This window comes from Arthrobacter sp. P1_B11 (genome assembly GCF_056406715.1).
Genome location: NZ_JBFTZQ010000005.1, coordinates 20807 through 33368, shown reverse-complemented (window position 1 = coordinate 33368; position 12562 = coordinate 20807). Strand labels below are relative to the sequence as shown.

Genomic DNA, 12562 nt, shown 5'->3' with positions numbered 1-12562 from the left:
TGGCCATCATGGCCGCCGGATTCACTCGAGGGCATGCCGCCCAAGCGGAGGCGCCTGGTCGTCTACGCGTCTCTGAGGTTGTTGCCTGTGGGGTGGCTTCTGGGCTTGGGGCTGCAGACAGCCGGCATTCCGCGGCCCTAGAGCTCCGCTTGATCATCGCGGTCCTGGCCTCCGTCTTCGTGCCCCTCATCCGTGCGGCAATGCAGGAAACGCGTCAGCTCCGTACCGAAGGGATCGACAAGGGCGCCGCCGACATGAGAGGCCCCACTTCTCGGCCGCTAGGCCTGCCCATTTGACCCTTTACCATTGCCGCGGCGATCATCCGGCGGCCTTTCAGCTCCTTCGCCTTGCCGGCGGGGAGGTCCACCCGCTGCCTCATTGCGCCCTGCTCCACCACCTGAGGTCAGGTGACGGAATGCCAGCGGCGTGAACCGGCTCGTTGCAGAGTCGCCCTGGCGGTGACCGCGCTGTCAAACGAAGGATCTGGATGCGCCCGGAGCTGGCCAACCACGGTGCGACCGGATTGTGCCCGAAGGAGCCGAAGCCTGCGCCGGAACGGCTCCCCGCGATGCCCTGAGGACATGTCCCGGATGAGGCCGGTCCCGGCAACCTCCCTAATGAGACCAATGCCGGCCGCCGCCCGTCGCTTCGTCGGAAAGGTCTCTGATACGGCCAGGATTTCCCCCGACGGCCCTCGGAGCCGAGTGCGGAATCCTCCGTCAGGGGCATCAATAATTTCAAAGTACCCGGACATGTTGCGCCTCCGTTTCTGCTGTTTGGAGAGGACGGGCGGGGTCGGCTGTCCGCTCTCGGCCATGATAAGTCCGGGTTCGGGCAGCCACCAATGAGGGTGGCCGGGCAGTCAGTCACCAGGAGGGGGCCTTTAGGAAAGACGGGAACTCCCCATCAAGTACGCGGGCACTCCCCGACCCCCTGCTCTTCCGTCAGAGCATGCAGCGGCGGTGGCGCTGGATGAGACACTTGGCCATCTGCCGGGCGAGTTCGGCGGCCCCCTCATCGCCTTCCATGGCGGAGATAACAGAGCCTTTCAGCAGGAGGTGCCATGCCCGAGCGAACAAATCGGAGTGCTCCAGCCCGGCGTCCTCGGCCAAGGTCTGGACGTGTCCTCGGATCCTGGCCAGGTATTCGACGCTGGCACGGCCCAAGGGATGGTCCGGGCCCATTTCCATGAGGACTTTGATAAACACGTTGGATTCGTAGCCGCCGCTGCCGAGCCAGTCAGCAAAGACGTCGAAGATGACCAGCAACTCTTCCTCCGGAGTCCCGCTGCGGCGCTGTGCCTCGGCAACGACCTCCGCGAACCAGATCTGGTCCCGGAGGGCCAGAACTGCCAGGACCAAATCGTCCTTTGACGGAAAATGCCGGTAGAAGGTCGACTTCGCAACCCCGGACGACTCGATCAGTTCGTTGACGCCGACATCCCGGATGCCCCGCCGGGAGAACAGATCGTAAGCGGTGCCGAGGATACGATCCACAGTGCCGACAGTGGCCACGGAGGGCTGGCCCGGAAGCGACATGCCGTGCGGAACCTCTGCTGCGGTCATGATCCAAATGTCCTAGGTTCACGGCGTCGATGCAGGGCCGAAGAGCTCCGCTGGTCCGCCGGTCTCTTGCAGATGATGGCGGCTATGGTGCGCAGCAGGGATCCGGTGTTATCGGTGAGCCATTTCAGCGCCGAGCGGCTGGGCATGTCCCAGTTACCCGTGGTGCCTATCGACATTGATGTTGCCTTCCTGGGCCGGGCTGCAAGCGCCATACAGGCGACTGGATGGCGCCCAGCGTACGCCCGGAGAGTGGGTTGGGAAAGTGACCCCGCCGCGGTTGGACCAGACGAAGTGACGGTCGCCACCCGCCCAGTCTTCCGTGTAGTTCCCGGCGATGTCCGCCTGGCTGAGGATGCCGACGAGGTCGACCAAATCGCCTGGTTTCCGAGTCTGACGGAGCCCCTCTCATTGAAGGGCTGGCTTACTCCCCGCCCGCCGGATCATTCGACCCGTCCCGCACATCATGACCGGACTGACCTTAGACGAAATCTCTTGGCGGGTTTCGGACCACTACCGCCCTGGCAGACTTCCTGCTGGGGTCGTGATGGCGGCGCAACCACCCAGAGGAATCGCTCCGCACTGCGACTTGTCTGACGCAAAATAGCAAGTAGGCTGAGCAGGTCAGGCCACGGGGGTGAGCGGAAGACGCGTATGCGTTATGCCGCACCTGACGAGCGTCCCTGTGCGGCCAAACTAACTCGCCACGTGATGGGACCCAAACACGAATGCAATCACTCCAGGACACCGCTGCCGCCAATGTTGGCGTGGATCTGATCAGCGAAGGAATCGTTCGGATCACCCTGAAACCTGGGGCACGAATGACAGCGGAGGATGGAGCCGCTGCCAGCGAAGGGCTTCTGGCGCTCATGGGCGGGGAACCCTCGGTCGTACTGCTCCAAATCACCGGCGTCGGTTCCGTCAGCAGAGAGGCGATCAGCGTCTACAGCGAAGCCGCCACCGTCAGGGCCTTCGCCATTCTCGGCGCCACGCCCGTGGACAGGGTCATTGCCCACGGCATGCTCGGCCTCCCCAAGCCTCCATGCCCCACCGAGTACTTCACGGACGAGTGCGAAGCCATGCGCTGGCTGCACGGTCACCGACCGTGACCAGCGGCCGCAGTCACCGTGCCCACGGCAGCAGGAAGTCAAGTAGACGGTCTGCGTTGAGAGAGAGCTAGCCGTATCCGGCCACTGGATGCGCAGGGTCCGCCAGCTTTAGAGGACGCCAGATGTAGAGACGAGCTGCGCCCGGCCTTCTTCGAGCCGGTACGCGACGCCGATGACCGCGGTGGAGTAATCGTCCACGGCGTCGAAGATCACCCGTGAACTGTCCAGCAGCCGGCGCACGGTCTGCTTGGCATGTTCGACGACCATGTCGTTGATGTCCGTCTTGTCCTCGCGCAGCGATCTCAGCACCGACGGTGTGATCCGTTCAACCAAGTCGCGTATGTGGCCCTGGGGCACCTCCCCCGTTTCCACGGCGTCTTTCGCGGCCGTGACGGCGCCGCAGTTGTCATGGCCGAGGACGACGATCAGCGGGACGTGGAGCACCGAGACACCGTACTCGATCGAGCCGAGAACGGCGTCGTCGATTACGTGCCCGGCAGTGCGCACCACGAAGACGTCTCCGAGACCGACGTCGAAGATGATCTCTGCGGCGAGACGGGAGTCCGCGCAGCCAAAGATGACCGCGAACGGGTTTTGGGTGTTCACCAGTTCGCTGCGCCGGGAGGCGTTCTGGTTCGGGTGCAGTGAATCTCCCGAGATAAAACGCGCGTTGCCTTCAAGTAGGCGCTGCCATGCATCGTACGGGCTGATTCTGCTCACCCTGCTTACTTTACGGGGGCGTCCTGACTCATATGGGGAAGTATCGCTTCCGTGGCCGGGTTAAGGGGTCTGGGTCGGACTGCTAGGCGATAGGGGCGGGACCCGCCCTGCAGAATGCCGGTGACGTAAATCCGCGCGTCGGTCACACCTGCGCAGGCGAGTAGCCAGGCACGCACAAAGTCAGGTATTGGCCACTGGTGCGGTGCCCGGGCGGCCAGTGTTGAATTGAAGGTGAAGCAGCCCTTCACGCCCCGCCGCGGGGGCTCAGCGGCTGCTTCACCACTTCCCGAGCACGGAGCGTTCGGGCTTTGACCGGGGCCGGCGACGAACTGAAGCCCTCTGAGACCGGGGCTTTGGTACCCCAGTCGTCGCTGGCCCCTCGGGCTGAGGATGCTTGGGCACTCCTCGTGGCCCCGACGGCTGCCCTTATGCCTGGTAGGCAGGGTCGATTTCGGCCGCCCACCCTCGCGTCGAAGGCACCTGTGCTGACGAGGTTCGGGCGCAAAGTAGTTGAGCCGCCAGCCCTGCCTCGGAACTCCGGCTGTTCCGGTTCCGTCGGAGCGGCACCATTCGCCTGGGCACGTTCGGCCTCCCGGCGCTCCGCCCGGTGCATGTCAAGCCGACGGCGGCCGGCGGCGACTGCGTAGCGGGTCACGACGGCTGGGTTCCACGCTTCGGCTTCGGCCAGCTTCACCGGGCCGTTGACTGCGCTGCGGCGCTTGAGCTGCCAGATGGTCGTGAGACCGATAGCCGTCCAGAGCAGCAAATCAGGACACCCGGCGAACTCGACCAGGTGCGCCGAGAGGTCAGGATTCCGGTCGGCAGTGGGCCAGATACCGGCCATCAGCTCATACGTGTTTTGCGCATTCGAGCACCTCCGGTGGCGGCGAAAAAGGCGGCGTGGCCGTCGTCGTACCTTCCAGTCAAGCACTCCCGCATCAGGTGCAACAAAGCGGAAACACCGGTACTTCGCGGGGCGTTAATGCCGCGCAGGTCCGAACCAGCCGGCCATCGCATCCTCCAGCCCTGGCTGAGTCCCGTCTCCTGTCCACGCCACATGCCCGTCGGGCCGGATCAACACGGCCGCAGGAGCGCTGACTGCACCGATCACCGGAAGCTCCCACCCGCCGTCGTACGCGGCGTCCACCAACTGCACCCGATCCGCCCACGGCCCCGGGTCGATGCTGCCCGGCGCGCCGAGGTTGAGCAGCACCGCACGGGCATCGTGCAGGAGGGTGAACACGCGCAGGGTGCCATTGGCGGTGACGACGTCGAGATCGGGCATGCGGCGCCCGAGCAGCGGGTGCCCCTCACCGAGGTCGTAGCGGAGGTCCAGGCCGGAAATGAGTCCGCCCAGCCGCTTCCGTGCCTCATCGATCGTCAGCAGGCCGGCCACCGTGTCGGCCAACGCGCCGATGCGCGGGTCGGCCCGCTGCATGATCGACTGCGCCATCGTGTGCTTCAGCGCGCGGGCCCCAGCGGGGTGCCGCTCGGCGTGATAAGTGTCCAGCAGGCTGTCCGGCGCAATGCGCTTGACCACCTGGGCGAGCTTCCAGCCGAGGTTCACGGCGTCCTGGATACCAAGCCCGATCCCCTGCCCGCCCGAAGGAGCATGGATGTGCGCGGCGTCCCCGGCCAGCAGCACACGGCCGCTGCGGTAGGCCGCGGCTTGGCGCGTGGCGTCGGTGAACCGCGAGATCCATGTCGGAGTGTGGACACCGAAGTCGGTGTTATAGACCTCGGTCAGCGCCTTGCCGAGGTCAGCCAGGGTGGGCTCGGTCGCCGGTCCAAGTTGCTTCTCGGTCACGATCACCCGCGTGGTCCGCCCGTCCTCCATCAGGTGCAGCCCGTGGATCCCCACCTCGTCGATGCGGATGCCCGCCGGCGTCTCCTCGGTCACCTCCACTTCGGCGATCAGGCTGCTCCTCGTCGCATCCCAGCCGGGGAACTCGATGCCGGCTGCCTTGCGGACAGCACTTCGCCCGCCGTCGGCGCCGACCAGGTACAGCGCGCGCATCGGCCCGACGTCGGCGAGATGCACGTCGACCCCGCTGTCGTCCTGGGCGAAGCCGGCCACCTCGAGCCCCCGGTGGACCGGCACACCCAGCTCCTCGATCCATCCTGCCAGGATCCGCTCTATATGGTTCTGCCAAAGGCCGAGCGTGTAAGGGTGCCGTGTAGGAAAGTCACTCACGTCCAGCATCGTTTTCCCGAAGAACGCCGCCTGGACGGGCTTGCCCTCGGCGAGGAACCGGTCGGCAATCCCGCGCTGATCGAGGATTTCGATCGTCCGCGAGTGGAACCCGCCTGCACGCGAGCCGACCAGTTCGGGCGTCGGGCGGCGCTCCACAATCGCCGCATCCACCCCCGCCAGCGTCAGCTCACCGGCCAGCATCATCCCAGTCGGACCGCCTCCGGCAACAATCACATCAACCATCTCAACCCCCGCTTCTCCAAGCCTTTTCCGTACACCTTCTCAGGGCCCGTCCGAGCCAGTCTGAGGCATGACGGGGGCCTTGCCGCAAGCCCCTATGTACGCGATAAGTTGGAAGTGGCAACACACAGCGCCAGCAGGCACGAGAGGCACGGCCGTCGCATGCTCCGGTCGACGCTCGTTCAGCGGTGTGGTGTCCACCTCGCTATACCTCCACGGCAAAAGGCCCCGGGTGTGATTGGCAATCCGCGAAGTCCGCTCTTCGATCATCCGGTTGACGGTCTCATCGTCAGGGCAGGGCCGGTCATCGAACGGGCATCGGCCGGAGCCGGGCAGTCCCTGAGGCCCTGAATCTTTTCCACACACATGGTGCAGAACGTGGTCGCTTCGGGCAGGATCACCGCCGCTGGTTCCTCATAGCCACACTCGGCTTTGCGCCAGTCCAGGTCCCGGCAGCAGGCGAGGTCGCATGACTCATGGCAGATGTAAACGGTTCTTGAGCAAACCTTGACGAAAGGCGGATCGACACTTGATGGGCGGGAGGAAGACTGGGCTAAGGCTTAGCCGGTTTGGTGCCCGCGTTTGTCCGGGCGGTGAGCGGCAGGCAGCAGGAGCGTTTTTCCTTCACCAAAGCCGGAATGAATTCCGGCGGTAGCAAAGGGGGTCAGCAATGCCAGTCCGGCCAACGACCATCACAAACAGCCTCTTCGAAGACAAGCCGAAGACTCAGTTCCAGCTCTTCGACCTGCCTCAGCACGACGCTGCCCCACCGACAGTCGGGCCTGATGAAGAGTCTGTTCCCCCACGCGCGGCGCTGAATCTTCCCGACATCTTCCCCCTTTACCCGTTTCTCTGAAGCGGAGCTACCGGAAAGGGGCCAGCGGCCGGCGGCCAGCCCGGATGATCAGGTCATCAGGCCGACCCCCACGTCAGTGCGTTCCAGGATGGCCCTTGCTAATCTCCGCGGCGCGCTGGTAGCCGACTTCGGCCCGCCACACTTGCCGGTTCTCCATCCAGCGCCACCGCAGCGGCTTCCCTGCATCTTGTTCCGCGGCCGCTTTGGCAGCGTCAAGGCTCTGCAGGGGTCCCACCCGGTCGGCAGGGTGCGGCCCCACCGTCAGGCGAGAAACCCAGGTCCAATGTATACACAGCCGTCATGGACATGCTGTGCGTCGCCGCGATCGGGACCATTTTCGCCCCCGCCTGAGTGTCAGTTCCTGGCCCCTACGATGATTCCCCAACAAGTGAAGAGTGGTCTCAGATGGAAGAGCAAGGGAGTGCCAAATTGACCGGCGTCCAGGTCACCGGCCTGTGGATCGCGGCGTGCAGTCTGGCCCTGGTGCTGCTCCGCACCATATTCGACGTCCTGGACGTGATGGGGCGGTGAGGGCTAGATGCCTCGAACAGAGCCTTGAAGCCGAGACGTCATGTGAGGCCCTGCAGCGACTCTCCCGGCACCACTTGGGCGCTTGAGTAGTGAACCCAGTCGTCGCTCCGGCCCTCCCGGAAGAGGCGGTCGGCTGCGGCTTGGCATTCCTGCATGTCCCTCCGGGAAGACTGAGGTCCATGCCCTAGAGCTTCACCCAACTGCTTCCACCCGACACGGCGCGTCGCGCCCGGTTCTGTCATCACTTCGTACATGGTGTGACCACGCACGAGCAGCCCCTTGCGGACCGGAGCTTCAACTTGGCGGAAGTATGCGTATCCATTGGCGAACATGGAGTTCCCGATTTGCTTGAGCAAGGGCGATAGGGGTGCTTCACCACCATTGGCAAAATCGGTCAGCCTCTGAAGCAGCTCCTGATATTCCTGGTCCAGTACCTCATCAAGGGATCCGTCCTTCTTCTGCACGTACACGTCACCGAGGCCGCCGCTGCCTCCCCTGAGTGTTGTACGGACCCACTCCCGAGCATCTTCCACGCCCTGATCTGAGGGATCAGATCGAAGTTCCACCGCGAGGGATTCATAATTCTGGGCCAATTGCGGCTGGCTGATGAGTCTGAGCAGGCCCGCGAACTTAAGCATGTCGAGCGTCAGGGCGTTTACATCGGTAGTCATCTCTGTCTCCATTCCGGGGTGCTTGCTCTGGACGCTAAGGCGCAGGTCGAATGCAATCGGGTCGGTGTTCCACTCCCGCCTCAGCGGCTGAGGCTTCGGATTCTTGAGGAAGTCCTCCAGCGCCGCCTCGACAGGTCCAATGTCGTGTACGAATTGCGACGGGATGAAACCCTTCATCCGGCCCATCGGCACTTCCACCGACTCATCTGAGGCATGTCCGGTCCGGGACAGGATCGCCCAGGAGTTCTCATCGTCGGCATCAGGATTCCGGTGGCATACCAGCTTCGATGGCAAGGTCCCGGCGACCTCGAAGCGTGCTGAGCCGTGCTCAACGACGACTCGCGCACGCTTGTCCCCGTCCAGGGAGTGCAGCGCTTCCTGGGCCACCTTACGCGCCTCGGTCAACGTGCCGATACCCCGACCGTTGACGGTCCACTCGGACCGCACCTTTGGCTGGACGACCGCAAGCCGCCAAGCAACACCAAATTGCGACCCTGCAACGTATCCGCCCATCCACATGAGTCCGGGCTGCCCCAGCAGGAGGCCGACGACGAGGAACGATGCAAGGAGCAGGAAGTTGAGCCATACCCAAGGTACGCCGAAGCGGAACAGGTAGATGCTCACCGCCAATCCGGCAAGCAGGGGCCCGATGTCATCTGACACCTGTGGGTTTTTGCCGAACAGCATGAGTGCAACAGTCCCGATCAGGACTACCGCGCCAAAGATGGAGTAGTACCAGATCTCATTCCGGGTTTTGTTCCCAGCCATAGTGTTCCTTTTTAGCCAGCTCAAAGGGATTTCAGTCCCGGATCTTGTCTTCAAGATAGTTGGTTACCCATTCGTGGAGCCGGTTGGCGCTCCCGGCGGGTGTTGGGACCAAGAGAACTTTCCGGTCTTCGCGGAGGACTCGAGTGATGCCGTCAATGCGAGCATCCCCACGTGTCCCCTCGGTTGGTCCTCATCAGGAACAAGCGCAGACGGCGGGCCTGGCGGTGCTTCAGTGGCTCACCGTCGTGCATTCCTTGGACCGGCCTAGCTGATGACTCGCCTGATAAGTGCAGCTGCCTCCTGAACGGCATCATGGGCCATGGTCAGTGGTTCCGGGTCGCCGGCCAGCGTCACCCCGGTAACGTCCCACAGACCGAAGCTTGCCCAGCGGGGCTCGTAGAAGGACCACCAGGAGAGGCCGGCGTAGTCGCCGGTTTCATACATGGACCGCGCCCACTGCTGGGTGGAGGCCCGGTCCCGGGAGGCAACGTTGCTGGGCCGCAGGGACCAGTCCTGCAGCACCTCCGGGTCATCCAGATCCAGGATCGACGGATCTCCCTCGTACTTCACCAGCGCTTTCCTCGTGCCGTCAGGTGTTCCCGGTGGCGGGGCCAGGATGTCAGAAGTCCAAACGGGGTACCGCCCGAGGGCTTCAGCCACGGCACCCTCAGCCGAGTCGCCGACGTAGAGCACCATGTATTGGTGGTCCGGGTCGTCCACCCGGCCGGCGCCCTGCCGCGGCCAAATGTAGAGCGGGTGCCCGTTCTCGGATGGGGAGGAAGCATCGGGGTGCCAGTTGAGTACGCGCCAGAACTCCACCTAGGCGAACGCTCCCTGTTCGAAGGCGCGGATCGCCTCGATCACCGGCGCTGCACCCTCGAGCCGGTACACGTCGATGGGGCGGGCGCGCAGGTGGGCGTCCTGGCCTTCCAGCCAGAGCCTGGCCTGGGCCGGGGTGAACGCGCTGTGCAGATGGCCCACGAGGGCATCGAGGTCCGCGAGCTGGGCGCGGTTCTCTTCGTTCGGCGCGTCCTGACCGGAGACCCACCGGCCGGGCCTGTCCTTATTAACTCCGAGGAGGGCCGCCACCGCGTTGTTGCCGAGCGCGTTCACCAGCCGCTGCGTGATGGCCTGCGGACGGTAGTCCGGCGCGTCCCTCAGACCTGCCAGGTTGACCGTGACCGCCTTCAGTGTCCTGTGCCGGGCCGGGGCGCGTCTGGGTGCCACGCTGAATCCTTTGGGAAGAAGGATGACGCCGTTCCGCATTTTGACCGGGGTCTCGCGGCCGCCGCCTTTCAGGATGACGGTCTGCTCCACGGTCTTCCGCTGCTTTTCCATAGCCCAACACTATCTGTTGGGCAGGGCGGCCGGAAGAGCTGCGGCTCAGTCGGTGAGCGATGCATTCCTTGCCCCGGCCGACCGTGCCTTAGGAGATGAGGATCAGCCCGCCGGCGTCGTTGTCCCATTTGCGGGCGACGACCGCACACCAGGCGGGTGGTACAGCGTGCCGGTCCGCGTCACGTAGACCTGGCCGGGAGCCAGCCGCCGGGAGCGGTCCAGGCGCAGCCGGGTGGGATGGACCGGGATGATCGGGCCCAGGTCCTGGACGTCCTTGTAGATTTGCGTAGGGACCGTGCCGAGTAGCCTCCGTGGAGTCTCCTGGTCCGGACGGCCCCGCACCCTTTAGCGGTAGGAACCTGCCCTCGCCATCCAGGCTTCGGACAAAGTGGTCGAACCGGAGGAGTCAGCGTCGACTGTCCTCGGCAGTCAACGTTCGGGTCCGCTGGGCCACCGTCGAGGTCTGTCCGTGAGCTGCTCAGGCTCTCAGTTTCCACACGCGGCCCCATGAGGTCGGCCCGGCACCCCCTTGTCGGGGGGTGCCGGGCGGACCTCCTGCTACCTGGGTGCACTACCGGCCGGTGGTGAAGCTCCAGGAGCCTCCGGCGAGCGTGTTTCCGACGGCGTCCTTGATGCTTGAGGACATCGATGCCGTGTATCTCGTGGTGGCGGCCAGGGTCACATTCGGGTTCAGTGTTGCCACCCGGGTGGAGACGTTGTAGCTGACCGCGTAGCTGACGAGCGCCCCTGTGGTGGCGTTCCTCAGCGCGAAGGTTCCGTTTGCGACACCGGTGACGGCCTCACTGATGGTGACCGTGACGTTGGCGGTCCGGCTGACACCGGTGGCGTTGACCGCTGGTGTCCTAGTCGCCATGACTGGCCTGGGCCCGGTCGTGAAGACCCAGGAGGACGGGGCCAGCGGGTTGCCCGCGAGGTCCGTGAGGCCTGCCGTCAGGCTTGCCGTGTGCCGCTTGTCCGCGGCGAGGGTCGCCGTCGGGTTCAAGGTGGCAACGCGGGTCGCAGCGGTCCAGGTCACGGGTGCGGCAACGATGGCTCCGGCGGCGTTCTTCAGCGTGAAGCGCGCAGCGCTGAGACCCGAAATGGGCTCATTGAAGGTTGCCGTGACATTGCCCGTTTGGCTTACCGCCATGGAGTTAACTGCCGGGGCCTTCGCCGTCACGAGGGGCGCCACGGTATCGACCGTCACGGCAAGGGAACCGGCCGACATGGTTTCGGTTCCCCCGGCCGTGGTTTCGCTGGCCGTGATGGTGTGCCGGCCGTTGGTCAGAGCCGTGGTCGGGGTCAGCGAGAAGCTGCCATTTGCGGCGACCGCGGCCGTGCCTTTGGCCACCCCGTCTACGTACAGCGTGGCGCTCGTGGAATCAGGGAGTGCCACAGCACCGGTGAAGGTGGGACTGACGTTGCGGGTGATGTTGTCCGTGGTGGAGCTGCCGGTGTCCGAAGCGGCAGTCATGTCGGGAATCGACGGACCCTTCGCCAGCGGCGCTGTGCACGGGGCGGTGGGGCCTCCGATCTGACCGAACTCGAAGATCGTGTTTTCTGTCAGGAGGGCGGGGTTGCGGCCGAGCCACATCCCGCGGCTTTCGGAGTTGACGGGGTTCGATGCCCTGTCCGCATCGGAGATACCATCGAATCCACTGACGCCTGTGAGCCCTGTCCACGTGGCCGTCCAGGTGGTCAGGCCCGGGCCGTCGTAGGCCAGGGCGCCGTCATCGCCGGCGGCGGCGCTGGCCCGGAGGGTGCGCTTGCCGTTGAGGACGAAGGACTGGTTCTTGGCCACGATTCGGGCCTCAATCTGGTCGATGGGAATCTGTCCGCCGCCAGGCGCGACAGCCGTTCCCTTCATCACCACGGTGCCGGGTCCGGTCTTCGTGGCCTGCTGGGTGACGGTGACGTTCGCGGTGAAGGTCTCGTCCCCGACGGTGGGGGCGGTGAGAACGCGGACGACATCCCCGGTGCGGATGTCCGGTGTGACACCGTCCCAGCAACCTCCACCGGGGTGGTTGACTTCCACGAGACCGTCAAAGCCCGGCGTCCCGGGATCGTCCTGCGGGATGAGGTTGGACGCGGTACCGATGACGGCCCCGCCGCGAAGTACCTGAACAGTGGCCACATCGGTCCTGGCATACCCGGATGCCGAGACGAAGTCCCGGACCGGGAAAACAAGAATGGAATGCGGCGCGACCGGGACCGCGTTGATGGCCGCCGAAGCCGGCACTGCTGCGCTCTGCACCGCCAGGATGGCAAGCGCACCGGCCGCGAGACCGGCCGCCACCCGTTGATGGTTTCTTTCAGATTTCATGGAAAACTCCCCTCAGAAGCCCCAGACTTCACCGGGCCGAGTCCGGGCCGATGATGCACTCCGGTCCATGGCCGGCGTGGATGCCAGTATCGGGAAGCGACCCTGCGGAAACCCTTGACGAAAACCCCTGGCACCGCCCGAGTAGCGTCACGGACACGGCGAATTCCTCGGAGTTTCGGAGGCAATTCTCAGGAAGGACTTTTACCTTGGACACAAGGCCCACCGAGTCGCAGACTTGGCGGGCTTGACG

11 protein-coding genes are annotated in these 12562 nt (G+C 64.8%); 2 read left to right on the top strand and 9 right to left on the bottom strand.

Features of this window, described 5'->3' with window-relative positions; genetic code table 11:
- Window positions 1–403: 403 nt before the first annotated feature.
- Both AC1D14_RS05630 and AC1D14_RS05625 read right to left on the bottom strand, forming a co-directional pair.
- Window positions 404–754: a YegP family protein gene (locus AC1D14_RS05630; protein WP_476968188.1), complete on the bottom strand. Its 351-nt coding sequence runs from the start codon at window positions 752–754 to the stop codon at window positions 404–406.
- Window positions 755–944: 190 nt separating this feature from the next.
- The gene (locus AC1D14_RS05625) at window positions 945–1565 is read right to left on the bottom strand and encodes a TetR/AcrR family transcriptional regulator (RefSeq protein WP_476881389.1); all 621 of its coding nucleotides are present in this window, start codon (window positions 1563–1565) and stop codon (window positions 945–947) included.
- A gap of 725 nt (window positions 1566–2290) precedes the next feature.
- Between AC1D14_RS05625 and AC1D14_RS05620 the strand changes: the two genes are divergently transcribed.
- Entirely contained in the window at window positions 2291–2671 is a 381-nt protein-coding gene (locus AC1D14_RS05620) for a DUF7793 family protein (RefSeq protein ID WP_230118077.1), read from the top strand.
- A 108-nt stretch (window positions 2672–2779) separates the two neighbouring features.
- Here AC1D14_RS05620 and AC1D14_RS05615 read toward each other — a convergent pair whose 3' ends face one another.
- The 3 genes from AC1D14_RS05615 to AC1D14_RS05605 all read right to left on the bottom strand — a co-directional run bounded on the left by AC1D14_RS05615 (window position 2780) and on the right by AC1D14_RS05605 (window position 5828).
- A complete protein-coding gene (locus tag AC1D14_RS05615) occupies window positions 2780–3391 on the bottom strand; it encodes a carbonic anhydrase (RefSeq protein WP_230118078.1) in 612 nt (203 codons plus the stop codon).
- Between the two features lie 244 nt (window positions 3392–3635).
- Window positions 3636–4235, bottom strand: coding sequence for a hypothetical protein (locus AC1D14_RS05610; RefSeq protein WP_230118079.1), 600 nt, complete (start codon window positions 4233–4235; stop codon window positions 3636–3638).
- Window positions 4236–4370: 135 nt separating this feature from the next.
- Window positions 4371–5828 (bottom strand): FAD-dependent monooxygenase, encoded by a 1458-nt coding sequence (locus tag AC1D14_RS05605; protein WP_476881390.1) that lies wholly within the window; start codon window positions 5826–5828, stop codon window positions 4371–4373.
- Between the two features lie 1258 nt (window positions 5829–7086).
- Here AC1D14_RS05605 and AC1D14_RS05600 point away from each other — a divergent pair.
- Window positions 7087–7212, top strand: coding sequence for a hypothetical protein (locus AC1D14_RS05600; RefSeq protein WP_476968187.1), 126 nt, complete (start codon window positions 7087–7089; stop codon window positions 7210–7212).
- Window positions 7213–7250: 38 nt separating this feature from the next.
- On the opposite strand, the gene AC1D14_RS05595 is transcribed toward AC1D14_RS05600, so the two are convergent.
- The 4 genes from AC1D14_RS05595 to AC1D14_RS05580 all read right to left on the bottom strand — a co-directional run bounded on the left by AC1D14_RS05595 (window position 7251) and on the right by AC1D14_RS05580 (window position 12312).
- Window positions 7251–8651 (bottom strand): hypothetical protein, encoded by a 1401-nt coding sequence (locus AC1D14_RS05595; protein WP_476881391.1) that lies wholly within the window; start codon window positions 8649–8651, stop codon window positions 7251–7253.
- 264 nt (window positions 8652–8915) lie between these two features.
- Entirely contained in the window at window positions 8916–9470 is a 555-nt protein-coding gene (locus AC1D14_RS05590; protein ID WP_230120412.1) for an RES family NAD+ phosphorylase, read from the bottom strand.
- Window positions 9471–9989, bottom strand: a complete 519-nt coding sequence (locus AC1D14_RS05585) for a hypothetical protein (RefSeq protein WP_230120413.1) — start codon at window positions 9987–9989, stop codon at window positions 9471–9473.
- A 571-nt stretch (window positions 9990–10560) separates the two neighbouring features.
- Window positions 10561–12312, bottom strand: coding sequence for an Ig-like domain-containing protein (locus AC1D14_RS05580; RefSeq protein WP_476881392.1), 1752 nt, complete (start codon window positions 12310–12312; stop codon window positions 10561–10563).
- Between the last annotated feature and the right edge of the window lie 250 nt (window positions 12313–12562).

What these genes read in the sequence shown, in the direction of transcription:
- AC1D14_RS05630 (WP_476968188.1), bottom strand. Translation starts at nt 754, where the DNA reads ATGTCCGGGTACTTTGAAATTATTGATGCCCCTGACGGAGGATTCCGC.
- AC1D14_RS05625 (WP_476881389.1), bottom strand. Translation starts at nt 1,565, where the DNA reads ATGACCGCAGCAGAGGTTCCGCACGGCATGTCGCTTCCGGGCCAGCCC.
- AC1D14_RS05620 (WP_230118077.1), top strand. Translation starts at nt 2,291, where the DNA reads ATGCAATCACTCCAGGACACCGCTGCCGCCAATGTTGGCGTGGATCTG.
- AC1D14_RS05610 (WP_230118079.1), bottom strand. Translation starts at nt 4,235, where the DNA reads ATGGCCGGTATCTGGCCCACTGCCGACCGGAATCCTGACCTCTCGGCG.
- AC1D14_RS05605 (WP_476881390.1), bottom strand. Translation starts at nt 5,828, where the DNA reads ATGGTTGATGTGATTGTTGCCGGAGGCGGTCCGACTGGGATGATGCTG.
- AC1D14_RS05600 (WP_476968187.1), top strand. Translation starts at nt 7,087, where the DNA reads ATGGAAGAGCAAGGGAGTGCCAAATTGACCGGCGTCCAGGTCACCGGC.
- AC1D14_RS05595 (WP_476881391.1), bottom strand. Translation starts at nt 8,651, where the DNA reads ATGGCTGGGAACAAAACCCGGAATGAGATCTGGTACTACTCCATCTTT.
- AC1D14_RS05585 (WP_230120413.1), bottom strand. Translation starts at nt 9,989, where the DNA reads ATGGAAAAGCAGCGGAAGACCGTGGAGCAGACCGTCATCCTGAAAGGC.
- AC1D14_RS05580 (WP_476881392.1), bottom strand. Translation starts at nt 12,312, where the DNA reads ATGAAATCTGAAAGAAACCATCAACGGGTGGCGGCCGGTCTCGCGGCC.